Raw genomic sequence first — 701 nt, forward strand, 5'->3', positions numbered from 1 at the left:
TGCAGGTGACATCGTGACTGTTAGCTTAACCGTCGCGACTCAAGCTACCGCGGTAAGTAGTGATGCAAAAGCTTACTCAGCGAGCAAGACTTTAGATCAAACGGACATTAAAGCACGCAGCGTGAATGTTGAGTTTGAACAGGCGCCAGAGCAAGGTAACTACCAACTGGAAGAGAAAGTGACAGACTCGACTGGCAACGTCGTTAAGTTTAGCTCTGCTCGTGCAGTCTCCATGACTCAACCTGAAACGGGCACCACAGATTCGAAAGACTCTGATGGTGGTTCGTTTGGGTTTGGTGCACTGCTAGCAATGCTTGGACTTGGTTTGTTCCGCCGCCGCCGTTAAGCCACTCCTTTCCTAAAAACATAGCTGTAAAACTCAAAGGCCAGCCGATGCTGGCCTTTTTATTGCGCAAAGACTTGCCTTTCTAATTGGGTGTTGCAAAATACCGCCCTCAATTGTGGTAAACCAGACAATTGATCCTTAAGCCTTGCCAAAACGGATTGGAGCAGCCGACACGTTATGTTGTTGATCATCGATAACTACGATTCTTTCACTTACAACCTTTACCAATACTTTTGCGAGCTTGGTGCTCAGGTAAAGGTCGTGCGCAATGACGAAATCGACATTCAAGGTATCGAAGCCCTCAATCCAACCCATTTGGTGATTTCCCCTGGGCCTTGTACGCCAAACGAAGCGG

The 701-nt window shown here is 47.9% G+C and carries 2 protein-coding genes; both read left to right on the plus strand.

Features of this window, described 5'->3' with window-relative positions; translation table 11 throughout:
- Positions 1–346, plus strand: a 346-nt coding sequence (locus tag R7040_RS26635; protein WP_318097608.1) for a GlyGly-CTERM sorting domain-containing protein, incomplete at its 5' end; no start/stop codon positions are given.
- 177 nt (positions 347–523) lie between these two features.
- The coding region (locus R7040_RS26640; protein WP_411978214.1) for a glutamine amidotransferase-related protein at positions 524–701 on the plus strand (178 nt) is incomplete at its 3' end.

Source organism: Vibrio sp. 1069, from assembly GCF_033340555.1.